We start from the raw sequence: 23,262 nt of genomic DNA, 5'->3' as shown, positions 1-23,262 counted from the left end.
GGCTGCTCCTGATAATAACCTTTGTCACAATCGTCCCTTCCCCATCGTCGTATTCGTATCACAGCTAATGGAAGATGATCGATATGAAAGCATGGACGGTTGTCGTGGTCGGAGGCGGCTATGCCGGATTGCACGCGGTTGCGAATCTTCGGAAGGAGCTGTGCGGAACGGGCGGGGCGCGGATCGTTTGGATGGATAAGGACGCGCAGCATGTCAAAAAAGTTCGCCTCGTTCAGGCCCGCCGCGATGCGATGCCGCTCGCCGTACCGCTGGGCGACTTCGGCTGGGCCGATGTCGGCATCGTACGCGGGACGCTCACCGGCCTTGATGCCGCGCAGCAGCTGCTCGCGTACACGGACGTATCCGGCACTCCGCAGCGGCTCGCGTACGACCGGCTCGTGCTGGCGCTCGGCAGCGTTCCGCGGGAGCCGGCCCCGGGCAGCGGCGGCCTGACGCTTCGCGGGACGGAGGACGCCGCAGCGTTCCGCGAGGCGGTGGCGCGCTGCGCCGAGCGGGCGAGGATGGACGGCGCTCCGGCGCTGCACGCCGCCGTGGCCGGTGCCGGCATCACCGGCATCGAGCTCGCCGCGGAGCTGGCCGGGCGTCTGCGCCGCGAGGCCGCCGCGCTGGGGCTGACCCCCGCGGAGCCGCTGGTCAGCCTCGTCAGCGCAGGCCCCCGGCTGCTGCCGGACGTGCCGGCGCACGTGGCGCAGCGACTGGAACGGCAGCTGGCGCGGCTCGGCGTTCGCGTGCTGCACGGCGACAAGGCCGTCCGCTATGCGGATGATCGCGGTTGCCTCGAGCTCCGGAGCGGAATCGAGGTTCGCGCAGGCGTATGCGTCTGGGCGCTCGGCACGGTGCCGAATCCGCTCGTGCGGGAGCTCGGTCTCACAGTCCATGAAGACGGCAGACTGGTAGTCGATCCAGGCTACCGCGTCAGCGGAGCGGAAGGCGTCTACGCGCTTGGCGACTGCGCGCGGGTCACGGATTCGCGCACCGGGCGGCCGGACGGAATGACCTGCAAGGAGGCCATCCCGCAGGCGCAGCGCCTTGCCCGGGGATTGGCGGTCGAGCTGGAGGGCCGGACTGGAGGGAAGCACGGACACGAGAGCTATCCACCTCTCTACTGCATCGGACTGGGCGACACCGACGGGTTCTTCTGGATGCGCAGATTTGGATTGGACTTCGTCCTTACCGGCAAACTCGGCCGCAAGGTCCGGGAATATACTTGGAATGCAGCTAGCTTAAACAAATAAAGCTTCTTAGCTGCCGGATGATAGGACGGCATTCCGCCGTCCTTTTCCGTTTTTAATCGTGAAAGCGCTAGCTTCATGCCAAAATTTCTAATACTTTCCTAACATTTATAGCCTATGATGTGGATGAGATTAATACGGCTTCGTCACCTTCCCCCTGTCAAAGGAGAACTTCCCTTGTACTATTTTGCCTACGGCGTGGTCGCTTTGAATTATTCCAAAAATCCGCTCTACCGAAACATGAAGCTGATCAGCAGCGAGGCTTGGGTGTACGGACGATTATATGACACAGGCTTGGGCTTTCCCGCCATGACGGAAGGGGAATCGAAGGTGCACGGCAAACTGCTTCAGATCGACGAGGAGCAACTCTCGGCCCTCGCTTCTCTGGCGGCGAACTTCGACGAATTGAACGAGCCGTTCCGGTTTACTCTGCATTCCCTGCCGGTTTACACGCCGTTGTCTGCGTATGAGGCCCTTGTCTTTGTTTATGAAGATGCGGAAGGTCTGCCGCCCATCGAGGATGGGATTTGGCGTTGAAGGCGGATATCCGCCGATCACACCTTGATAAACGCGCTGGTCCTTGTCTTACAAGGACCAGCGCGTTTATCAAGGTTGATGCGAAGCTATAAGCCCACGAAAACTTATAAATTCTTATCAACATAAAAAACCGCTGACCCGTCGGATGGCCGATGCGGTTCAGCGGTTTTTAGGCTCAGACCGGGCGTTAGTCCGTAAGTGGCACAAAGCTCTTGTTCAGCTTCGAATCACCTTTCGTATTGACGACCTGCGGCAGCAATTTCGTTTCACGGAGCATGGCAGATGAGCACAGGGGGCACGTCGGCTGGTACTCAAAGGCGAAATTATCCCTCATCCACCCGTTGCATTCTTCCTTCGTGCAGGACCAGATTGTCGTATTCTCAAGCGGGGTTTCCTCAATTGATTTCTTACGATAATTCATGGTTTCCCTCCTCAATATAGTATGCCTGAATCCGTACAGGATAAACGGCTGCGCCCTCCTTGTCTTACAAGGACCAGCGCGTTTATCAACCAACGAAAAAACTGCCCTTAACTAGCGTTAAGAGCAGTCTGTTCAGCTGAAATTACAGCTTAACTACGTTCTCAGCTTGCGGTCCGCGGTTGCCTTGAACGACGTTGAATTCAACGCGTTGGCCTTCGTCAAGAGATTTATAGCCGTCGCCTACGATCGCGCTGAAATGCACGAATACGTCGCTTCCGCCTTCAACTTCGATGAATCCGAAACCTTTCTCTGCGTTGAACCATTTAACTGTTCCTGTTTGCATGGGGAGACCTCCAAAAATGTTATTTAACATGATCCTTTTCTAAAAATAAAAAATTCACATATTGAAAAAAGTTCTTCTTTAATAAAATGAACCCTTTTCAATAAGTGAATTACGGTTGCTTTTATCAAGTAACTTCATTGTACCACGGTCTGTACAAAAAAGCAAAGCATGGGAGAAACTCCCGCCCGAAATCACCGTTCCTCCCTCGCGGCAGCAAAAAAGAGGCCCGCCGGGAGCGATCCCTTGCAATCGCACTCCGGCCGCGGCCCCTGCCCTTTTCTTTTTTGCACTCGCCCGGCTTATTTCTTTGCCAAATATTTGCGGATGTCGAAAGCGACCGCGGTCACGATGATCAGCCCTTTGATAATCAATTGCCAGTAAGGGCTCACGCCAATGAAGGTCAAGCCGTAGTTGATTACGCCGAAGATCAGGACCCCGGCCATAATCCCCGGCACCGTTCCGATCCCGCCGGCTGTCGACACCCCACCGACCACGCAGGCCGCAATCGCGTCAAGCTCGTACATATTGCCGTAGTTGTTCGTCGCTCCGCCCGTACGGGAAGCCTCGAGCACCCCTGCCAGTCCGTACAACGCGCCTGCGATGGAGTAGATGTAGATCAGGTTCTTCTTTACGTTGATCCCGGAGACGACGGCAGCCTGCACGTTACCGCCGATCGCGTACATGTTTTTGCCTAGACGGGTTTTATTAAACACGACCCATACGATGAGGGCGACAATGACGGCGATGATGACGATATAAGGTATGGAATAGGAAATATTGGAGCCGAAGCTCAGGAATCCCGAACCGATATTCGTGAAATCCGGCCGCAGACCCGCGATGGGCTGGGATTCGTTCGGCTTCATGTCAAAGTAGATCGAGTTCGCGCCGTAGACGATAACCATGGTGCCCAAAGTCGCGATAAAAGGCGGAACGCTGAATTTGGCCACGATAATGCCGTTGATCAAGCCGACGACAAGCCCCGCCGCAATCGCGATCAGGATCGGCACCCACACCGGAAGGTGCGGCATATCGGGGAAGAAGCGCCGCGGGTAATCCAGAATCTGCAGCATGGAGGCGGAAATGACCGCCGTAAGACCGACGACGCGACCCGCAGACAAGTCCGTTCCTCCCGTGATCAGAACGAAGGCGGCTCCCAATGCGATAATGGCGCGCGTGGACGATTGGAGCAGAATGTCCCGCAGGATGTCGATGGACAGGAAGCGCGGATCCTTCACCGCGATCCCGATGACGAGTACGACGAGCACGATGTAAATCGCGTTCTTCGTCAGAAACCCGCCTATATTTTTATTTGTCATGGTGTTTTGATCCTCCTCCAAGTTTTGCCACTTCGTAAACATAAGCTTTTGTTTTGCGCAGCAAAACCTTAATTGGCGGCAAGCCGCATGATTTCTTCCTCTGTCGCCGTGCTGCCGTCTACGATGCCGGTCAGGCGCCCTTCGGACATGACCATGATCCGGTCGGACATGCCGAGCAGCTCGGGCATTTCCGAGGAGATCATGATGATGCTCTTGCCCTGCTTCGCGAGATCGGCGATGATCGAGTAAATCTCGAACTTCGCGCCAACGTCGATGCCTCGGGTCGGTTCGTCGAGCAGCAAAATTTCCGGCTCGGTCAGCAGCCATCTGGCGAGCAGCACCTTCTGCTGGTTGCCGCCGGAGAGGTTCTTGATCTGCGTGTGTACGTTCGGCGCTTTGACCCGAAGCTTCTCTACGCTGCGGGCGACCTCGGCACGGCCCTTCTTCTCATTGAGCAAGCCGTAAGGCGTCACGTACCGGTCCAGGTTGGCGATCAGCGCATTCTCCTGAATGGACAGTACAGGGAAAATGCCGGTGACGCGGCGTTCTTCCGTTAGCAGCGCCATGCGCTGTTTCTTGGCATCGATCGGTGATTTGATCTTAACGGTCTTGCCGTGAATGGTAATCGTTCCGGCGGATACGGCCCGGAGGCCGAACAACGCTTCAATGAGCTCCGTTCGTTGTGCGCCCACGAGTCCGCCGACGCCGAGCACTTCGCCCTTGCGAAGCTCGAAGGAGACATTCTGGAACGACTTCGGATGCGGCGAGCTGAGGCCTTCGACCTTCATCAGCGTCTCTCCAGGCACGTTGAAGCGGTCCGGGAAGCGCGAGCTGAGGTCCCGGCCGACCATTTTGGCGATGATCATATCGGTTGTCATTTCGGTCGCCGGCCAGGTGCCGATCAGCTTGCCGTCGCGCATGATGGTTACGTCATCGGAAATGCGGAGGATTTCCTCCATTTTGTGAGAAATATAAATGATGGCGACGCCCTGCTTTTTCAAATCATTTATGATTTTAAACAACTGCTCCACTTCGTTGCCGGTCAGTGAAGACGTTGGCTCATCCATAACGATAACTTTCGAATGGAACGAAACCGCCTTGGCGATCTCCAGGGATTGCACCTTCGATACGGACAGCGTACCTACGGTCGTATGCGGATTGATGTCGATTTCGAGCTGCTGGAACAGCTGTTTCGTGTCGTTGTACATCTTGCTATGATCGATAAATTGAAACGGCCCGAAGCCCTTCAGAGGAAACCGGCCAAGCCAGAGGTTCTCCATCACGCTGCGGTGAGGAACCGGATGAAGCTCTTGATGAATCATGGATACGCCGTAGTTCAGCGCGTCTTTGGAGCTGTTGATTTCGACTTTACTGCCGTTCAGGATAATCTCGCCTTCGTCTGGCTTGTAGATGCCGAACAGGCATTTCATCAGCGTCGATTTACCCGCGCCGTTCTCGCCCATCAGGGCATGGACGGTGCCGGGCCGTACTTTGATCGTGACCTTGTCCAGCGCCTTCACGCCGGGAAATTCCTTCGAGATGCCGTTCATTTCGAGCAAAAATGGATTGTCAGTCATGGGTCCACCCCTTTTCCTGCCTTAGAACAAGCCGGGGGAGAGCGTCGATCGCGCCCGCCCCCGAGACTTGCCGTTTGTCTGATAGCCGTGCCTTATTGAGCGTCTTTTGCGTTGTCTTTCGTAATTTTTTTGTAAGGCACCCAAACGTATTTGCCGTCCGTAATATCGAAGCCGACAGTATCTTTGCTAGGCGTTTGGCCTGCAGCCAGCGCGCTCGCGATATTCAGCGTCGCTTTGCCTTGGTTCTTGGCGTCGTTCAGTACCGTTCCGAGCATGGTTCCTTCTTCGAGCGCTTTCACGGCAGGAGCCGTTGCGTCCACACCAACAACCGGAATATATTTACCGTCCTTGAAGTAGCCTTTCGCTTTCAGAGCTTCAATCGCGCCGAGCGCCATGTCGTCGTTATTGGCCAGAACGACGTCGATCTTGTCTCCAAACGATGCCAGGAAGGCAGCCATTTTTTCTTGTCCTTTGACGCGGTCCCACATCGCTGTGTCTTCCGCCAGCTTATCTACTTTAATCCCCGCGTCTTCAATCGCTTTAATGGAGAACTTCGTGCGCAGCTCGGCGTCTTGGTGACCCGGCTCCCCTTTCAGCATGACGTAGTGAAGAACGCCGTCTTTGCTTTTGAACGCTTCCGGATGCTTCTTGAAGTAGTCGGCGACGAGTTCGCCCTCCATTGTGCCGGATTGCTCGGCTTTGGCGCCGACGTAGTATACTTTATCCCACTTCTTCATGTCGTCGGCCAGCGGCTCGCGGTTGAAGAAGACGACCGGGATGTTCGCTTTCTTCGCTTTATCGATGATGACGCCTGCAGCCGTACGGTCAACCGGGTTGATCGCCAGCGCGTTCACTTTCTTGGTGATGAACAGATCGACCTTATCATTCTGGGTCGGCTGGGAGTTTTGGCTGTCAACGATATCTGTCGTCGCTTTGCCGTCCGCCGCCGCGGAGATCGCGTTGCGCACGCCGGTCATGAACGTGTCGTCGAATTTGTAAATCGCTACGCCGATCGTCGGCTTCGCCGCTCCTCCAGCAGGCTGGGTTGTGCCGCCGCCTGGTTTTGTATTCGTTGTCGTTCCGCCGGAGCTGGAGCAGCCTACTACGGTGACCATCGCCGCAGCGACTAGAATGGAAACGATCTTTTTCTTCATGGTTGAAGACCTCCATTTGACATGTTATTTATCTGGCTTATGGCTTACATGCCTTATTATGCACCCAGTCGGAATGAATGCGAATTCAATATTCTGCTCATTTCTATCAAAATTCTCATATGATTTTTTTCAAGGAATCGGGTTGGAGCCGAAAAGCTGTCGGGACCGTACCTGCGGGGATGCGTCTGTGCGGCTCTGTGCGGCAATGCGTGCAGTGAACTGCAGGTAGTGAGGAGGTGTGTGGAGCCGCGGGGAGTAGGGTGGTGAATAGGGCGGAATAGTGACCGGCCTCGGAGAAGCTCGCATCCTATCCGCCATCGTATTCGTTGCGATTCTTGCTACATTGTTGATACAAGCCAGCACCACGCCATGGGTCGCGAAGAAATTGGGACTGTTGGAATCCCGGCAGTGCAACGAACGAACAGCAAACGCTAGTCATTCTATCGGGTTCCTAGTCCACCACTGGTTTTTAACGGAAATTAGATTTACGTGTGATTGTACCGCTTCAGCTTAGAGTAAGAAAAATAACTAAACCGAACGAGATTCAGGGCTTAACGTATATTTTCATTAAAATTGGCGGGACCCCAAATCGGGAGACGCCAATCAGCCCGATGAAGGAGGCAATAACGTTAGGAACGCTTCGGCTGCAAGCGACGGGGACGCCTGCTTCCGAACCGCGATTCCGATCTGCCGATCGGGGAAAGGAACCTCGGTACGAAGCTCGATCAACGAGCCTCCCTCCAACCGGGATTCTACAAATGCCCGCGGCAAAAAGGCCGCTCCGTACCCCCGCTCGGCAAACTCGGCAATCATGTCATGGCTGTTCAGTTCGAAATCGAACTCCGTATCCAACCCCTGATCTTGGAACCACTCTTCGATGAACGAACCTTTCTTCAACTTCTTCAAAATTAAGCTTGTCTTATCCTAAGACAACTGAATCCGGATGCCAGGATACTGGGCATGGAACTGATCGAGCAATGAGAGAAGGCAATCTTTGATGATCGCTCCGTTCGCGCCGATTCGTAGCCGACCTTCCTTGAATTGCTTGAGATCCCTCATGCTGCGCTCGCCCGAATCAAGCTCCTCGAACGCCTGCCTGATATGCCGATACAAGTTCTGCCCTCCCGGCGTCAGCTGAACCCCCTTAGCAACCGGTCAAACAGCCGAACGCCGAGCGTATCTTCGAGCTGCTTGATCGCATTGCTCACGGACGGTTGCGTCATATGGAGGTTTTGGGCGGCCTTCGTCAAATTAGAGGAATCGGCTGCTTGGAGGAATATGCGGTACCACTCGGTGTTGGCAATCACTTACCATCAATCCTCTCTATGACAAACTTCGAATTTTTCGATTTCATTAATTTCAAGTATACCCCTAAAATAAAAGCAACGAAATCCTAATCCATTAGGTTTTCGTTCGCCTACCGTTGCCGGAGTTATGCTCCTTGTTCAGGGCATACTAAAGATTGGATAAGGGAATCGTTACAGACGTGTCGCCATGTTGCTCATTCTGATCAACAATGCCGGTTCGTATACGGGCGCTTCTTTGCTTGACGGTAATCTCGACGATATTAAATTGGAGTTTGACAACGAATGTCTTCGGAACCTTGTCCATGATTCGTGCTTTCGCGCCTTTGATCGCGAAGAATGGGGGAGGAACGATTCTGAATATCTTTTCCGTATTATCGTGGTTTAGCAATGGCACTTTTGGCGCCTATACGGCCGCAAAAGCTGGTGCGTGGGGCATGACGAACGAACTGCGCTTGAACCTGCATCCTCAAAATATCAAAGTCGCAGCCTTGCATGTGGGCCTTCTCGACACCGACATGTCGGCTGGCATAAATACTCCTAAGATCGACCCTGTGGATGTCGCCTCATAGAGCACCTGATCGGATGGAAATCCGGTCAGGTGCTCTTTTTTTTGGGCCGATCGAGAGGATGATCATGCCGAAAAGGGAACGTTATACGAAGCGTAAGCTGGCATCCAAACCAAGGAAAGGAGCGAAAGTCCGATGCGAAAGACGAAAATCGTATGCACGCTTGGACCGGCGTGCGATTCCGCGGCGACGCTAAAACGATTGATCGAAGCTGGCATGGACGTCGCCCGAATCAATATGGCGCACGGCGATTTGGACGAACACCAGGGGCGGATCGCGAATCTTCGGCAAGGCTTCTTTAAAGTCAAGAACATCGCGGACAAGCTCGAGTTGACCGAGAAAAACTTCTACAAGGGGTAATACCAGCGTCGTTGTCACCAAGTGCAACAGAAAATGTCGCAGCTTGTGCGGAGACAGGTTTTGAATAAGACCGGCTTCCTCCGAATATTTGGACAAAATCTTTCGAATTCCTCGATCGATATATTTTTTTGATGATTCGAACAGGAGCTTCTGCCTTTGTTGATCCATGAGGCATTTGCGAATCATGATGTTCAACTTCGAAAGAGGATCGTAAAACTAGAAAAACTCGGGAGTAACACACCTTTTCATGAATCAGGGCACCCTAGCTAATGGGTACCCTATCCGGTATGCAACGCATTTCTTAACGTACGATTATTTCCGTTTCGTGAGGTGACCCCTACGAAACATAAATTGCTGAGAAAACATCGCTTCATGAGCCGTAATCGCTGGTGAAACAATTCATGCATAAAAAGACACGAATGGAAAAAAATAATGCAGTGAATTACGCTATCAAGCAAGGATGGGATCTTCATTTTGAAAAATGTTCACGATGCCTTAAAAGAAGCTTCAAAGTCGGATGATTTTATACAATCTCAAATCACAATAAATAAGACCTCTCTTCATTTGTCTTATTACAATTCTGTAATCAATCATGAACAATTGCACCATGATTTACTTGAATTTATACAACGCTCAACAACTGATTTTCATAATTTACTCGACTTACAATGTCTTATACCAATCGAAGGTGTAAAGTCATCCTCCAATTTGGGAGAAATCTCACTCGGTTTGACAAAAGGCTCCGTCTACATTCAATTGGATTCCAATCTTAACGAGGGATTATTAGTTAACATTGCGGATACGAAAAAGGGCTATCGGAAAAATAATGAGTCCGAAAACGAATACAGTGTCATTGGTCCGAAGGTTGCTTTTGTTGAAGATCTCGATACCAATTTAAATTTATTGCGTAAAGAAATAATTACTGAGAAGCTGTTATTTGAAGAACAAACAAAAGGTTCTCTTTCCAAAACAAGAGTCGTGATCGCCTATATCGACGGGATCGCGAATCCGGAGCACGTAAATACCGTTAGACAAAGGCTCATGGATTTAGATTTTGATGTGATCTTCGACACGGCTACGCTCGACCAGATCATATCCGACAACTCCAATACGCCATTCCCACTATTTATGTCAACTGAGCGTGTCGATCGGATGAAACATTGCCTTCTTTCCGGACAAGTGGCCATTATAAGCAGCGGATCGCCTTATGTCATATCGGGTCCTACAAGAGTTTTTGATTTTTTCTTCTCGCCCGAAGATTACTATTTGCCTTGGGTCTTGGGTTCATTTTTTCGCTTTATTCGTTTCGCAGGCGTCGCCTTTTCCATTTTGGCAACACCCATTTATGTTTCGATAATGACCTTTCATTACTCCGTCGTTCCTAAAAACCTATTAGGTCCGATTATTGAATCCAGAACGAATGTACCCTTCCCGCCTTTCTTGGAGGTACTCTTGATGGAGATGTCCGTTCAGCTGTTAGGCGAAGCTGGAGCCAGGCTGCCGACAAAAGTCGGTCAAACACTCGGGATTGTGGGCGGCGTAGTAATAGGGGAAGCAGCGGTTCAAGCCGGTTTAACGAGCAATATACTCATTATTATTGTTTCTCTTTCCGCACTGGGAGCCTTTGCAACGCCAAGTTTTAAAATGTCCAACACCATTCGCTTCCTGAAATTTCCCATGATCGCCTTGGCAGGTGCTTATGGCGGCTTAGGCATTATGATCGGCGCGGTAATCCTTTTGACGCATCTACTGCGTTTGAAATCTTTAGGCACCCCGTACATTGTTCCGTTATTCCCTTTTCGTTACAAAGATTTTACAGATAGTTTGATACGATTTTCCTTTAGCCATACTTGGAGCCGACCAAGCTTTTTACGTCCGCTATTCAAGAGAAAATACCAAGTTCGAAAGCATAAAGACATCGATGACGATTACAATATCGAATAAAATCTGTTGCAAAGGAATAAGCCGTCAATGAAAATGTATGTTCCGACTCTTTTCTTTTGTTTCCTTATTTCCGGATGCGCAAAAGAACAAATCATCGATCGTATCAAAATTATGGATAGCATCGGCTACGATATGGATGGAGATACATTTAGGAGCAGCTCCTCTTACGCCGCATATGAAAAGAAAACGCGGTTACGGTTATTTACTGCCGAATCAAAAACATTTAAAGGGGTATGGATTCCCTTTGCGGCACAATCGGATGCCCAAGTCGTGGTTGGACAATTGCGGACGTTCGTCATTAGCGAAAAATTTGCAAGAAGAAGCATTCAAGAGCTTGCCAGTAGCCTTCTTCGCGATCCGCTCGTAAGCAATAACGCAACTGTATTAATCACCAAACAAAAGGCAAGTGAGATTGTGTCCGATATCGCACGAAATCCTCCATTCTTTTTATCCGATATGGTCAAACAGAACATGGAGGATGGAAATACTCCCTTTACAAATACGCATCAATTGCTGGATCAATATTATGGAGAAGGTCAAGACGTATTCTTACCCGTGTTGAATAAAAACAAAAACGGCTTATTGCAGATGGATGGCGTCGGTGTCTTCAAGGGAGATAAATTACGTCTCATGTTAACCGATAAAGAAGCATTTTTTCTTAAACTTCTTAAGGACAAACCGGGAACGATGACGGGCTATTATGATTTCATAACAGAACAAAAAGAGAAGATTGCTTTCAAAATATTGCAGGGTAAACGTAACTTATCCCCTAAGCAGCATGACAAAGTAGTCATTTCTCTTATGTTACATATAGAACCAAGGGAAATCCCCAAAACAAAAAGCATCATTGATAAAAGCGATTTTCTCGATCTGAAGAAACAAATTGAACAACATGTTTCCAACGAAATTAACGTACTTTTGAAAACATTCCAAATGAACAACGTTGATCCGGTTGGCTTTGGAGAGCTGTTTAGGAGCAGGGAAAGAACTTGGAACGAGCAGGAGTTCAGCAAAAAGACGTACGCGAACCTCAAATTTGAAGTGAAAACGGAGATTACAATTACGCAATCGGGAGTTGGTATCGGTGCAGAGCAGCATTAAGGAGAATTACTTGATTTCCGGATTTTTCGCGTTTTTTTTAATTCATTCTACTCCAATTGGCGTTGGGCCTATCGGTTCTCAGATTTTCGTATTTAAAGACGCAGGTCATGATGCTTGGATTTCGGTTCTTTTCATGGGGATATCCCTGCATGTGATTCTCTGGATGATGTATAAGATGCTGGATAACCCTGCAAAAGATGTAATAGTTTTGCATCGAATGATTTTCGGTAAATTGTTTGGAAATGCCGTATCGCTTCTCATGATCGGATATTTTTTCATGTTGGCATTGTCCTCCTTGCGGACGTACATAGATGTTCTGCAGGTGTGGGTATTTCCAACTGTAAGAACGTGGGAGTTGTCCTTCATATTCCTTAGCATCATGTATTATATCGTATCCGGAGGGTTCAGGGTTTTAACAGGGGTTGCTTTTTTTGCAGTACTCATCTCATCTTTAATTTTTACTCTCAACTATTTCCCGATTAAATATGGAAATCCGACCTATTTATTACCTGTATGGAACCATTCCCTTCCTGACTTGCTTAAAACGTCTAAAGCTGCTTCCGATTTGTTTATTGGATTTGAATCGCTGCTCGTTTTCTTTCCGTTTATAAGACCTGCTGATAAACATGCAAAATGGGCCCATTTAGGCTTGCTTTTTACTACTCTACAAGTCGCTTTTATAACCGTTTCAGCCTTGTTGTATTATAGTCAGGGGCTATTACAACAAACGCTCTACCCCATTTTAGTGGAAACGAAGATTATTCAGTTTCCCTTTGCCGAAAGGTTCGAATTTCTATTTATTTTTTGTTGGTTTATCATTATTATCCCGTCCATGTGCATTTCCATTTGGAGCTGTACGCGCATTATGAAAAGAGTAATGAATCTCAAACCCAGCACGTCGCTGCCTTGGATACTCATAACCTTCTTTATTGCAGTCCTTCAATTCAACGATCGTATAAAGGTAGATGAGTTAAGCAGGTTCGTTGCAGGGCTTGGTTTTTATTTCCTGTATGGCTACATCCCCTTAATGTTTATACTTTTTTTGATCCGTAGTAAAATGCTCCGTTCCTTCGGTTCGGCTAAATAAGATACCCACTCACTCAATCACCCGGTCCGCTACAATTATGAATAGTTCACTAACTCACTTCGAATGCTGTGGGTAACGTCTATAATTGAGACTGTTTACGGCTTTGAATGAGATATTTGATGTGACATGTTTGAGACAAAATTTCAAGTCTTGAATGCCAATTTTGTTGGTATATCAAGGCTTTTTTTGTTTTTGTTCATAAACTCTTCATGTTTATTTCATCCCACCAATAATTCCTGCATGCGTCATAACTGACTGGTTATAAGGTTTGAAGTACTTACTCGAAAGTCTTCAGGGCTTAGCGTATATTTTCGTTAAAATATGGCGGGACCCCTATAATAAGAAAGTACATGAGTTGGCTACCCGGGGAATTTATATAGATAATCCGGAATTGACCGTAGAGAAATGTCCGATCTGCAAAAAGGATTTAGTTGATAAAGAGTAGTTTTACTGCTGCTCAGGTTATAACGGCAAAGAGGAGGGATGTAAGTTTACACTTCCTAAGTTGTATAGAGGAGTAAAAATTACCTCAAAGGCGGTCCCGGCTCTTTTGAATAAACAGGAACTTGTAGTCAAGATGAAGGGTCAATACGGTATTTATCAAATGATGTTGTATATGAAAGATGATTGGAAACTGGATCTTAAAAAGCCTGAATCACTGGAGAAGATATCCATTGGGCCGTGCATTAAATGTCAATATCCCGTAGTCGAAAAAGATAACTTTTATGGCTGTTCCAATTGTAGGGGCGATGCATATTACCTCAAGACATGAGGCAATGCGTAGAACCGCAGGTAAGGCAAACCGCGGATAGTGGTAGTGCATATAACTGCGGGTAGTAAGGTAGTCCGTAGAACCTTAAGTAGTAAGGTAGTGCGTAGTGAAGCTGTAGGTAATGAACCAATATTCCTTTGTAATGAACCCTGGTCCGCTATTGTCGGCCTTTTCTGCGATTCTGTGCGCGTAGTGAACCACAGTTCGCTACTAGCGAACATGAGTTTGCAAGTCGGGACCGGAGGTTCACTATTCGACTCTTCAGCTGCGTTGAACCGCAGTTAGTGAACCGACGTTCCTTTGTAGTGAGTCTTGGTTCGTTACTATCGGCCTTTTCCGCGATTCTGGTCGCGTAGTGAACCAAAGATCGCTACTAGCGAACCTGCGTTCGCAAGGTGGGACCGGAGGCTCACTATTCGGCTCTTTAGCTGCGTTGAACCGCAGTTAGTGAACCGACGTTCCTTTGTAGTGAGCCTTGGTTCGCTACCGTCGGCCTTTTCCGCGATTCTGTGCGAGTAGTGAACCAAAGATCGCTACTAGCGAACCTGCGTTCGCAAGGTGGGACCGGAGGTTCTCTAATCGACTCTTCAGCTGCGTTGAACCGCAGTTAGTGAACCGGCGTTCCTTTGTAGTGAGCCCTGGTTCGCTACCGCCGGCCTCCTCCCGCGATTGCTGCATATAGCGAAACTGCTCTTACGATTGTAGCGTTTAGCGAACCTGCTCACGCGACCCGATGCGCTCAGTGAATCCCCTGCTCACCATCGTCGGCCCCTCCCCGGGCGGATGCGACTCACTGAACCGGTTTCAACTCATGCCGGCGGACAAGGCCTGTTAAGGCGGCGACGACCCGATCCCCCACTTCCGCGGTAGCGGCCGTTCCGCCGAGATCCGGTGTCAGCGTATCCCGATCGGTCAGCACCTGCTCGATCGCCCTCAGCACGGCCTCGGCCCAATCGGGATACCCGAAGAAATCGAGCATCTGGCTCACCGACCAAATGGCCGCCAGCGGATTCGCGATCCCCCGGCCTGCAATATCGGGGGCGGAGCCGTGGATCGGCTCGAACATGGACGGGTACCGCCGGTCCGGATTCAGATTCGCTCCCGCCGCGAGCCCCAGTCCGCCACTAATGGCCGCGCCCAAATCGGTCAGAATGTCGCCGAACAGATTGGATGTGACGACCACCTCGAACCGCTGAGGCTGCTTGATCATGAACATGCTGGCCGCATCGACCAGGTAGGAGTACGTTTTTACATCCGGATATTCCTTGCCGACCTCTTCAAACACCTGGTCCCAGAACACCATCGAATAGTTTAGCGCATTACCCTTGCTGACGCTGGTAAGCAATTTATTCAAGCTGCGGGCCGTTTCATAAGCGTAACGAATGATCCGCTCCGTCCCCTTCCGGGAGAAGACGCCGGTCTGCAGGACCACTTCTTCCGGCTTCCCGCGGAACAGCCAATCTCCCGCGCCCGCATATTCGCCCTCGCTGTTCTCCCGGATGAAGAGCATGTCGATGTCCTCCTTGGCCGCGTCGCGCAGCGGGCATGGAGCGCCGGACAACAGGCGGATCGGACGAATATTGACATATTGATCGAACTCCTTGCGAATCTTGAGCAGCAGCCCCCATAGCGAAATATGATCGGGCACGCCCGGGTAACCGACGGCGCCGAGATAGATCGCGTCATGGGCGCGCAGCTGCTCCATCCCGTGATCGTCCATCATTTTGCCGTGCTTTGCATAATATTCGCAGCCCCAAGGGAAATACGCGCAGTCAAAAGCAAACGCCGGGTTCAGCTCCGATACGGCCTGAAGTACCTTAATCCCTTCGCTCACCACTTCCGGTCCTATCCCGTCTCCGGGAATGACAGCAATGTTCCATTTCTTCATCTGTCGCCAGCTCCTTTATTCGGTTCTCGTTGTCCATTGCGGACAAGGCAGCTTGGCCGCCTTCGCAATGATGTTTCATGCAAGAAGCGTGCCAATTCGAACGGAGCTCAGCCGTCCCCGGATTCCCCCAGAGCTGTTGCAGCCAAAAAGAAATAACCGTTCGGAAAACCCGAACGGTTAATCAGCTTGCTTAACCTGAGATGGAATACGGCCGACGCCGCTTCTCCATCGCGGAAGAGGACTCTCTTGAGCTATGCCATCCAGCCTGTTACATGGCAAGCGTCGCTTGCCGTTCAGGAGCGTCCGCCCCCACAGCAGCCATTCGTCCCGCCAGCTCCACGACCCGGTTCGCATAGGCCCACTCATTGTCGTACCATGCGAGCGCCTTGATCTGGTCGCCCATGACCATGAGGGAAAGACCGTCAATAACGGCCGATAGCGAGGAGCCGATGTAATCCGATGATACGAGCGGCTCCTCGGCATAACCGACATAAGGAGAGAGCTCGCCTTCGGAGGCTTGGCGGAAGACGCTCCTCACTTCATCCAGCGATGCCGTGCGGGAGACGCGTACCGTCAGGTCGATCAGCGAGACGTCTTGGGTCGGGACTCGGAGGGATAGGCCTTGAATGCGCGGGGCCAAATGCGGCAGCACGTCCCTAAGCGCCTTGCCGACGCCCGTCGAGGTAGGAACAATGGATTCCGTGCAAGCTCTCGCACGGCGCAAATCGCTGTGCGGGTTATCGAGATGATTCTGATCCGCCGTGTACGAATGAACGGTCGTCATCCAGCCCGACTCCACGCCGAACGCCTTGTCCAGAATATGAAGCACCGGCGCCAAGCAATTTGTCGTGCAGGAGGCGGCGGAGACGAGCCGGTGCTCCCCGGGACGGTACATCTCATGGTTCACGCCCATCACTACAGTCAAATCCATATCCTTGCCCGGGGCCGTGATCAGCACGCGGGACGCGCCGGCGGCCAGATGCTTCATCGCCCCCTCGCGATGGTTGAATTTTCCCGTCGCATCGATCACAAGGTCAACGCCATATTCGCCCCACGGCAGGCATTCCGGGTTTCGTTCGGACACGATCCGGATGAGGTGCCCGTTAATTACAAGCGCATCGTCCTGTACGGCTATATCCGCCGGCCATCTACCGTGGACTGTATCATATTTCAATAGATGTGCGATGGTTTGAACCGGATAGGTGCAGTTGATCGCCTTAAGCTGAACCTTAGGTTCGGCCTCCGAAAATATGCTGCGCACAAGCAGGCGTCCGATTCTCCCCATTCCGCTGATGCCAACCGTATTAGACATGCTGCTTCCTCCTTTTTGTCGGTGCAGGGATCGGCCGTCCCTGCTCTTATGTGTTCTCAAGCTGTCCGGAAAAACGCTTTCAGCTCCGCACGGGAAATCATGAATGAGCATGTCCTGGCGAGCGCTGTTCGTTCCAACCTTGCATTTCCGATTAATTATGGAATACTGCTGCTCATTTCGCTTTTATAGTATCACATTATTTTCTTTTTAGCTATATATGTTACATACTATTTAAAAATATGATACAATTTATATTCCCCCGATAACCGTTATCCTGAGATCATCATCCATACGGTCTTGAACAAATAAAAAACCGTCCGGTTGCCCGAACGGTCCTTTAGCGTGCTTATTCAAACGTTTGCGTTACCTCACGAACAACCAGACGATCAACCCCCATAGAGGCGCGGAGAGCAGCAATCCGAACATCATTCCTCTCACGGCAGAGCGGCCTGATTCCATCACGTTGTCCTCCTTTTTCCGGGGGGATGATTCTAATTATATCCGCCTTTGACAACGTTTCAAGGTAGGTAAATTGATTGATTTTGTCTAGTTTTGACGCGCGGTGCGTGGGTTTATTTCACAAAAGGGAACAGCAGCTTCTGGTTGTCCGACCAGAACATGTTCTCCGCGTCGATCACTTTCGTATCCGTCTCTACCCTCGGCGGCACCTTCCTGCCGGCCATGGCGTCGACGGCATGCTTCACGCCGAGATAGCCCATGCTGAACGGATTCTGCATGATCGTCGCCTGGATGACGCCATCCTGCAGCCACTCCAGCTCCTCCGGCGTCGTATCGAAGGTGACGAGCTTCGTCCTGCCGCCGGCTCCCAGCTCCTCGACCTTCTTGGCTACGCCGATCGAGGTGACGGCGTTCAGGGCGACGATGCCGTCGATCTTGTTCTTCAAGAGCGGCATGGTCAGCTCCTCGCACAGCTGAGGACCCTCGCTGCAATCCTCCTTAGTGATCAGCTGCACGCGGGGATTATTGGCGACCGCGGAGAGCAACCCCTGTTCCCGCTCAGCCATGTTCTTGGCGCCTTTTCCCGAGACGAATACGGCGATCCGGGCCTGCGGTCCCGTGAGCGCGATCAGCTTCTCTCCCGCCTGCCGGCCCGCCTCGAAGTTGTTAATGCCGATGAAGCTCTTCACTTTGCCTGAATGGACTTCGGAGTCGATCGTAATTACGGGGATGCGCTGCGATACCGCCCGCTCCACCGGCTCGACCAGCGCTTCATAGTCGTTCGCGGCCAGGACGATGGCGTTCGTTCCTTCCTGTAGCACTTTGTTCAGAAGGGCGAGCTGCCCTGGGACATCCTCCTCCTGCTCCGTGGCCTGGACGTTCAAACTGACATTGAATTCTTTGGCCGCGGCCTCGGCCCCCATCTGTACGGTTTTCCAATACTCGTTATTCTTCATCTTCATGACCAGCATTACGCTCTTCTTCGGCGCTTCCATCGGCAACCCCGGCGGGGAAGCGGGCGAGCAGGCGGCAAGCAGCCCTACCGCCAGCAGCACCGCCGATAAGGCTTTCTTCCGGCTGCATAACCTTACGGCGCTCATTCGTTCGCCTCCTCCCGCACGATCGGCATCCAGATCATGACCGTCGTGCCTTCCTCCCGCTCGCTCTCCACCTGCAGTCCATACTCCTCTCCGTAATAGAGGCGGATTCGATCGTGTACGTTGCGCAGGCCCACTCCGGAGCCTTCGCCCGGCTGGGACGGTCCCGTCAAGAGATGCTCCAGCTTCCCGGGCGGGATGCCCAGCCCGTTATCCTGCACCTGCAGGCGCAGCCTGCCGCCGATGGCCGCCGCCGTAATGCGGATCAGCCCGGTATCCTGCATCATTTCGATGCCGTGATAAATGGCGTTCTCCACGAGCGGCTGCAGGATCAGCTTCAGCGTCCGGCAGACAAGCACTTCCGGCTCCGCTTCGATCTCATACTCGAACTGGTTCTTATACCGGATCTTCTGAATGACCAGGTAATTGCGGACGTGCTCCAGCTCCTCCTGCACGCTGATGATATGCTTGCCGCGGCTGAGGCTGATGCGAAAAAACTTCGACAGCGACGTAATCATCGTCACAACCTCCTCCGTCTTTCCCGTCCCCGCCATCCGCACGACGGAATTCAGCGTATTGTACAGGAAGTGCGGATGGATCTGCGATTGCAGCACTTCCAGCTCGTTCTTCCGTTTGGCCTCCTGCTCCTCGATGATCTGATCCATCAGCTGGCCGATCCGCCCGACCATCAGGTTGAACCGGCGGGACAGCCGGCCGACCTCGTCCTCGCCGCTCACGGGCAGATGAATATCGAACTCGCCCTGCTCCACCTTGCGCATCGACTTCTCGAGGCGCTTGATCGGCAGCGAGATCCGGGCCGACATGTAGGCCGAGATGAACAGCACGAATACGACCACGAACAGCAGGAGCCAGGAGATGAAGCCGCTGATTTCCTTCTGCGTCGTCATAATCTCATCCATATAAGAGACGCCGATGACCTTCCAGCCGACGCTGCTGACCGTCTTGATCGTAATAAGCCGCTTCTCGCCGGTCGACAAATCCTCGTAGCTGCCGTACGTATATTTGAGCGCCTGTTCCACATTTTCGTATTTGAGCCCGATATAAATGAGCTGCTGCTGGGGATGGTAAATGATATTGCCGGCTGATTCGTCGATGATGTAGACGTAGCCCTTCTTCCCCAGGCTGACGCGATGCAGCAGCTCGTCGATCGTCTTGAAGTTGATGTCGACGAGAAGAACGACCGGGAAGGGCGTGCCGCCGCGGTCGATCGTAATCATTTTGCTCATGGAAACGACCCATTTGTACTCGCCTTTATACAGGTTCTGAATATGCGGAACCGAGAAGGCGAGATGATTCGGATTGTCCATGGCCGCACGGAACCAGCTCTGCTCCGTCACCCGGCTCGTCGTCCGCAGCGGTTCATTGGGAAGGCCGGTCAGCGGTGTGCCGTTCGTCGTGAACAAGGCCAGCGACACCAGATCTTCGCGCGTATGCATGATCGTATCGAGCTGCTCCAGCAGGCGGTCGTTCGGTACCGAAGGACTGCGGCGAATATGCTGGTCGAGCTGCTCGAAAATATCTGCCATTCCTTTCAGATAAATCTCCAGGTTGTAATTGACCTGCTCGACGATCTGCTGGTTGCTGAGGTAGGCGTTCTGCTCCGCCGTCCGGGCGAATTTGTTGTACAGCACGAAGGCGACGAACAGCATGACAAGCACGGTCGCCAGCGTGAAGGACACGGTAATGACGAACTGTATGCTCTTCACCCGCTGCCGGTCGTTTGGAACGATCCATCGCTTGAACCAACGATACATGCTTTCACCTGCCTCTTAGCCGTCTCCCGTGCCGCTGCGGTATTCCTTGGGGGAAACCCCGACATGCTTGCGGAAGCTGAAGCTGAAATAGTTCGGATCGGCGTAGCCGACCTTCTCCGCGATCTCGAACGCCTTCATGTCCGTCGTGCGCAGCAGCTCCTTGGCCGCTTCCATCCGAATGTGCAGCAAATAACCGACGAACGTCGTTTTGGCTTCCTTTTTAAATATGCTGCTGAAATAACCGGGGCTGATATGCAAATGGCTGCACACCTTGTTGATCGAAATATCCGTCTCGTGGTAGTGGTTCTTCGTAAATTCCTTGGCCTGATCCACCAGCGTCTTGTAGCTGGACTGCCGTCCGCTCGCGATACTCGTCATCACGGCGGAGCACAGCTTATAAATCCATTCCTTCGCTTCCTGCGAGTTCGTGAACCGGTATATTTCCGTGAACGGGTTGAAATCGCCCCCGAACACCTCTTCCAGCCCGATTCCCGCTTTGGCCGCTTTAAGTATGGCGGTAATGATTTCGAGCAGATAGATTTGGTAATCCTTAAAAGAAACCGGCGTCTCCGAGACGCCGTGGAACAGCTCGTCCACGACGTCCTTCAGCTCCTGGGCGCTGCCTACCTTGATGCATCGGATCAGCGTATGCTCCTTCAGCTCGTCGAAGCGCAGCTTCTCTACGAGCCGGGTCTCCACGTCGTTGATGCAGATAATCCGGTTGTTGTCCAGAATCAAGCGGTAATCGAGCGCCAGAACGGCATCCTTGTACGAGTAACTGACGTGCGTCACTTCAGGGGTAACCGTTCCCACGCCGATCGTAACGGTGAATTTCAAGTACTTGTCGATGCTTTGGCGGATTTCCTCCAGCAGCTGAACGGTTTGGTGCATCACCTCGTCCCGGTCGCCGTTATCCGATACCATGAGCAGAACGACTTGTCCGTTCAGGAGAAAAACAAGACGCTGGCCGGCCTGCTCCGCGATTTCCTGGGCAATATTCAATACCGCAAACAGCTTCAGATCTTTATCTTTGGAATGCTTCAAGGAAACGGATACGGACTTCGCTTCCTCCTCCGCTCCCGACGGATTGTCCAGGCTCAGCACCGCACAGACGTACCCCGCTCCCGTCAGGTCGACGTTGTAATTCTCCGCCTGCTCCATCAGCTGCGCCCGCGGCAGCTTCCGCGTGACGAGCGAGCCGAGAAATACCTCGCGCAGCACCGGCAGACTCTTGCGGTAATGCTCCTCCAGCAAATGAACGTTCTCCATCTGCTCGATCTCCTGATCCAGCTTCGCTTTCACCTTAGCAAGCGCTTCCATCAGCTCCTCTTTGGAAAAAGGCTTCAGCACATACTCGTCGATGTGCAGCTTGATTGCCTTTTGCGCATATTCGAATTCGTCGAAGCCGGTCAGGATCACAATCTTCGTCGCCCGGTACCGTTCCTTGACCGCTTCCGAAAGCTGCAATCCGTCCATGAACGGCATCTTGATGTCCGTCAGGACGACGTCCGGCACCGTCCGCTCCATCAGCTCCAGCGCCTCCCTGCCGTTGTCGGCGTCCCCTACCACCTCGAAGCCGTAGGCGGTCCAATCGATTTCCTGGATGACGCTTTCACGAACGTCCGCTTCATCCTCCACTAAGAGCAGCTTATACATGCTTGTTCTCCCTCTCTATCATTCAAACCGCCTGTAAACGTTTCCAATCGGCAAATCTACTGCCTACACCAAGGTTAACACAAGTGACTTCCTTTGTGTAAGCAGGGAGTTGCTGCCTGCCATGCTTGGGGATTATAAATAAGGCTCCATAGAAAAAGAGCTGCCCGCTTTCGCTTTGGACAGCTCTTTTGGTCGTTCGCTTAGGATTGGGCGGCTGGAGAAGCCGTAGCCGCAGGAGCGGCTGGCGTCGCTGCAGAGTCCGCAGCGTTCGACGTTTCGCTTGCTTTCGGCTGATGCTTCTTCTCGACGAACTTCTTGATCTTGTCCGTCATACCGTCCTTGATCGTCGTAATCAGCTGATCCTCGCTGATCCCTTTGGACTGCGCAAGCTCGGCAACCGATTGGCCCGACTGCAATGCCGTCATCAGCTCCTGCTTCGTGATTCCGAGAGCTTTGGCCAGGGCAGCCGGATCGGCGAAGGCTTCGTGGCGGCCTTTCTCATGACCTTCATGCTTCACCGTATTTTCTACTTCCTTCTTCAAGCGGTCCGCAAGTCCGGACTTCATCTTATCCGCTTGAGTCTGCGTGATTTTGCCTGCGGTGACAGCCGAATCGATCGCCTGGTTCTCGGCATCCGTCAGCTTCTGCAGAAGAACGTCCTCCGTCACGCCTTTATCCTGGGCGATTTGAGCGAGGGTTTTGCCCTGCTTCAACTGGTCCTTGATCGTCGCTTCATCCACGCCAAGAATCGTTGCCGTTTGCTTCGCGAGCTTGCCCTCGCGGCCGAAGCCGCGGTGCTCGCCTTTTTCCTTGCCGAAGCCGGTGTTCTCCACGACCTTCTTCAGCTTGTCGGCCAGACCGGACTTCCGCTTGTCCGCCTCGGCTTGCGTGATGTTACCGGCGGTAACGGCCGCATCGATCTTTTGGTTCTCGGCATCCGTCAGCTTCTGCAGGAGCACGTCCTCCGTGACGCCCTTATCCTGGGCGATCTGCGCCAGCGTTTTGCCCTGCTTCAGCTGGTCTTTAATCGTCGCTTCATCCACGCCAAGAATCGTAGCGGCTTGTTTCAGCAAGTTATTTTCATGTCCTCGTTTGCCTTGGTCATTCGCTGCCTTCGTCGTGCTGTCGGCGGTTAAAGTTCCCGTCGCCGCATTCGCTTGCGTAATGTGCAGCGCGCCGGCGCCTCCGATTAAGAATGCAGCTGCGATCGTGCCTGTCATCAATTTTTTGCCGATTGGTTTCATGGTTCCTCTTCCACCTTTGTCTCTAGATTTTGTGTTGCTTGCCTTACATCTAGAAGTTTAGACCCCATTTATGAAATGCCCATGAAACCAACA

Annotated in this window: 20 protein-coding genes and 1 pseudogene; 7 read left to right on the top strand and 14 right to left on the bottom strand. The window is 52.1% G+C overall.

Annotated elements, in window-relative coordinates:
• Positions 1 to 83 precede the first annotated feature (83 nt).
• Both O9H85_RS10085 and O9H85_RS10080 read left to right on the top strand, forming a co-directional pair.
• Positions 84 to 1,256 (top strand): NAD(P)/FAD-dependent oxidoreductase, encoded by a 1,173-nt coding sequence (locus tag O9H85_RS10085; RefSeq protein WP_269881204.1) that lies wholly within the window; start codon positions 84 to 86, stop codon positions 1,254 to 1,256.
• Positions 1,257 to 1,430: 174 nt separating this feature from the next.
• Entirely contained in the window at positions 1,431 to 1,790 is a 360-nt protein-coding gene (locus tag O9H85_RS10080; protein WP_269881203.1) for a gamma-glutamylcyclotransferase family protein, read from the top strand.
• Between the two features lie 187 nt (positions 1,791 to 1,977).
• On the opposite strand, the gene O9H85_RS10075 is transcribed toward O9H85_RS10080, so the two are convergent.
• From O9H85_RS10075 to O9H85_RS37445, 8 genes are all read right to left on the bottom strand, one after another.
• Positions 1,978 to 2,211, bottom strand: coding sequence for a cold-shock protein (locus O9H85_RS10075; protein ID WP_269881202.1), 234 nt, complete (start codon positions 2,209 to 2,211; stop codon positions 1,978 to 1,980).
• Positions 2,212 to 2,353: 142 nt separating this feature from the next.
• Positions 2,354 to 2,554 carry a cold-shock protein CspD gene (gene cspD, locus O9H85_RS10070; protein ID WP_269881201.1) on the bottom strand — a complete coding sequence of 67 codons (201 nt, stop codon included), beginning with the start codon at positions 2,552 to 2,554 and terminating at the stop codon, positions 2,354 to 2,356.
• Positions 2,555 to 2,853: 299 nt separating this feature from the next.
• Positions 2,854 to 3,870: a galactose/methyl galactoside ABC transporter permease MglC gene (gene mglC / locus O9H85_RS10065; RefSeq protein ID WP_269881200.1), complete on the bottom strand. Its 1,017-nt coding sequence runs from the start codon at positions 3,868 to 3,870 to the stop codon at positions 2,854 to 2,856.
• Between the two features lie 68 nt (positions 3,871 to 3,938).
• Complete coding sequence (locus O9H85_RS10060) at positions 3,939 to 5,447, bottom strand: sugar ABC transporter ATP-binding protein (RefSeq protein WP_269881199.1); 1,509 nt, start codon at positions 5,445 to 5,447, stop codon at positions 3,939 to 3,941.
• Positions 5,448 to 5,539: 92 nt separating this feature from the next.
• Positions 5,540 to 6,601: a galactose ABC transporter substrate-binding protein gene (locus O9H85_RS10055; RefSeq protein WP_269881198.1), complete on the bottom strand. Its 1,062-nt coding sequence runs from the start codon at positions 6,599 to 6,601 to the stop codon at positions 5,540 to 5,542.
• A gap of 603 nt (positions 6,602 to 7,204) precedes the next feature.
• Entirely contained in the window at positions 7,205 to 7,507 is a 303-nt protein-coding gene (locus O9H85_RS37455; RefSeq protein ID WP_333474186.1) for a LysR family transcriptional regulator substrate-binding protein, read from the bottom strand.
• A gap of 18 nt (positions 7,508 to 7,525) precedes the next feature.
• Complete coding sequence (locus O9H85_RS37450; protein ID WP_333474185.1) at positions 7,526 to 7,714, bottom strand: LysR substrate-binding domain-containing protein; 189 nt, start codon at positions 7,712 to 7,714, stop codon at positions 7,526 to 7,528.
• Between the two features lie 17 nt (positions 7,715 to 7,731).
• The gene (locus O9H85_RS37445; protein WP_333474184.1) at positions 7,732 to 7,908 is read right to left on the bottom strand and encodes a helix-turn-helix domain-containing protein; all 177 of its coding nucleotides are present in this window, start codon (positions 7,906 to 7,908) and stop codon (positions 7,732 to 7,734) included.
• A gap of 302 nt (positions 7,909 to 8,210) precedes the next feature.
• On the opposite strand from O9H85_RS37445, the gene O9H85_RS10045 reads away from it, so the two are divergent.
• From O9H85_RS10045 to O9H85_RS10025, 5 genes and pseudogenes are all read left to right on the top strand, one after another.
• Positions 8,211 to 8,477, top strand: coding sequence for an SDR family NAD(P)-dependent oxidoreductase (locus O9H85_RS10045; protein WP_269881197.1), 267 nt, complete (start codon positions 8,211 to 8,213; stop codon positions 8,475 to 8,477).
• A 132-nt stretch (positions 8,478 to 8,609) separates the two neighbouring features.
• Positions 8,610 to 8,765: pseudogene (locus tag O9H85_RS10040) on the top strand (pyruvate kinase); the annotation flags it as partial.
• Positions 8,766 to 9,305: 540 nt separating this feature from the next.
• The gene (locus O9H85_RS10035; RefSeq protein ID WP_409348123.1) at positions 9,306 to 10,778 is read left to right on the top strand and encodes a spore germination protein; all 1,473 of its coding nucleotides are present in this window, start codon (positions 9,306 to 9,308) and stop codon (positions 10,776 to 10,778) included.
• A 27-nt stretch (positions 10,779 to 10,805) separates the two neighbouring features.
• Positions 10,806 to 11,879 carry a Ger(x)C family spore germination protein gene (locus O9H85_RS10030; RefSeq protein WP_269881195.1) on the top strand — a complete coding sequence of 358 codons (1,074 nt, stop codon included), beginning with the start codon at positions 10,806 to 10,808 and terminating at the stop codon, positions 11,877 to 11,879.
• The gene (locus tag O9H85_RS10025; protein ID WP_269881194.1) at positions 11,863 to 12,966 is read left to right on the top strand and encodes a GerAB/ArcD/ProY family transporter; all 1,104 of its coding nucleotides are present in this window, start codon (positions 11,863 to 11,865) and stop codon (positions 12,964 to 12,966) included. Before O9H85_RS10030 ends, O9H85_RS10025 begins: the two co-directional genes overlap by 17 nt.
• A gap of 1,562 nt (positions 12,967 to 14,528) precedes the next feature.
• On the opposite strand, the gene O9H85_RS10020 is transcribed toward O9H85_RS10025, so the two are convergent.
• The 6 genes from O9H85_RS10020 to O9H85_RS09995 form a co-directional block, all read right to left on the bottom strand.
• On the bottom strand, positions 14,529 to 15,626 hold the full coding sequence (locus tag O9H85_RS10020) for a tartrate dehydrogenase (protein WP_269881193.1): 1,098 nt from the start codon (positions 15,624 to 15,626) through the stop codon (positions 14,529 to 14,531).
• Between the two features lie 268 nt (positions 15,627 to 15,894).
• A complete protein-coding gene (gene gap / locus O9H85_RS10015) occupies positions 15,895 to 16,938 on the bottom strand; it encodes a type I glyceraldehyde-3-phosphate dehydrogenase (RefSeq protein WP_269881192.1) in 1,044 nt (347 codons plus the stop codon).
• Between the two features lie 572 nt (positions 16,939 to 17,510).
• A complete protein-coding gene (locus O9H85_RS10010; RefSeq protein WP_269881191.1) occupies positions 17,511 to 18,497 on the bottom strand; it encodes a substrate-binding domain-containing protein in 987 nt (328 codons plus the stop codon).
• Positions 18,494 to 20,269 (bottom strand): cache domain-containing sensor histidine kinase, encoded by a 1,776-nt coding sequence (locus O9H85_RS10005; RefSeq protein WP_269881189.1) that lies wholly within the window; start codon positions 20,267 to 20,269, stop codon positions 18,494 to 18,496. Before O9H85_RS10005 ends, O9H85_RS10010 begins: the two co-directional genes overlap by 4 nt.
• A gap of 15 nt (positions 20,270 to 20,284) precedes the next feature.
• Positions 20,285 to 21,925, bottom strand: a complete 1,641-nt coding sequence (locus O9H85_RS10000) for a response regulator (RefSeq protein ID WP_269881188.1) — start codon at positions 21,923 to 21,925, stop codon at positions 20,285 to 20,287.
• 200 nt (positions 21,926 to 22,125) lie between these two features.
• Positions 22,126 to 23,169 carry a hypothetical protein gene (locus O9H85_RS09995; RefSeq protein WP_269881187.1) on the bottom strand — a complete coding sequence of 348 codons (1,044 nt, stop codon included), beginning with the start codon at positions 23,167 to 23,169 and terminating at the stop codon, positions 22,126 to 22,128.
• Positions 23,170 to 23,262 lie beyond the last annotated feature (93 nt).

It is taken from the genome of Paenibacillus gyeongsangnamensis, assembly GCF_027533625.1.
Taxonomy (GTDB): Bacteria; Bacillota; Bacilli; order Paenibacillales; family NBRC-103111; genus Paenibacillus_G; species Paenibacillus_G gyeongsangnamensis.
This window is presented reverse-complemented; position numbering and strand designations above follow the sequence as displayed.